The sequence below is a fragment of the Herbaspirillum lusitanum P6-12 genome, from assembly GCF_000256565.1.
GTDB classification, from domain to species: Bacteria; Pseudomonadota; Gammaproteobacteria; order Burkholderiales; family Burkholderiaceae_D; genus Herbaspirillum; species Herbaspirillum lusitanum.
The window spans coordinates 1-464 of the sequence record NZ_AJHH01000819.1; the positions used below are offsets into that span (position 1 = coordinate 1).

At 67.7% G+C, this 464-nt stretch carries 1 protein-coding gene; it reads left to right on the forward strand.

Annotated features, from left to right (window positions below; translation table 11 throughout):
• Window positions 1-464: LysR family transcriptional regulator (locus HLUSI_RS0126170; protein ID WP_016836736.1), on the forward strand; the 464-nt coding region annotated here is incomplete at both ends.

Here is a 464-nt window from a genome sequence, read left to right on the forward strand (position 1 = left end):
CCGCGCGTCAGGGCGCTCGAGGAAGAACTGGCAACGCCGCTGCTGCAACGCTCCGGACGTTCGGTCAAGCCGACCGCGGCCGGTCTCAACATCCTCGACAGCGCACGCGGCATGTTGCGCGAAGAGCGCGACCTGCGTGCGATGGCCATCAAGGAAGCGCCGGTCGGCGAGTTGCGCCTGGGCACCTTCGTCTCCGCGCTGACCACCGTGCTGCCGCCGGTCTTGCGCACGCTCTATGCGGACCATCCCGACCTGTCGGTGTCGGTGGTGTCCAACGGCTCGGTCGAGCTATGCCGCATGGTGGCGGCGGGAGAACTGGATGCAGCGGTGGTGGTCGAGCCGCAGTTCGCCATTCCCAAGACCTGTGAATGGCGTCCCCTGATGGACGAACCGCTGGTGGTGGTGGCGCCTGTCGCCATGGCCGGTCGCGATCCGCATGCGCTGCTGCGCGATGAACCGTTCAC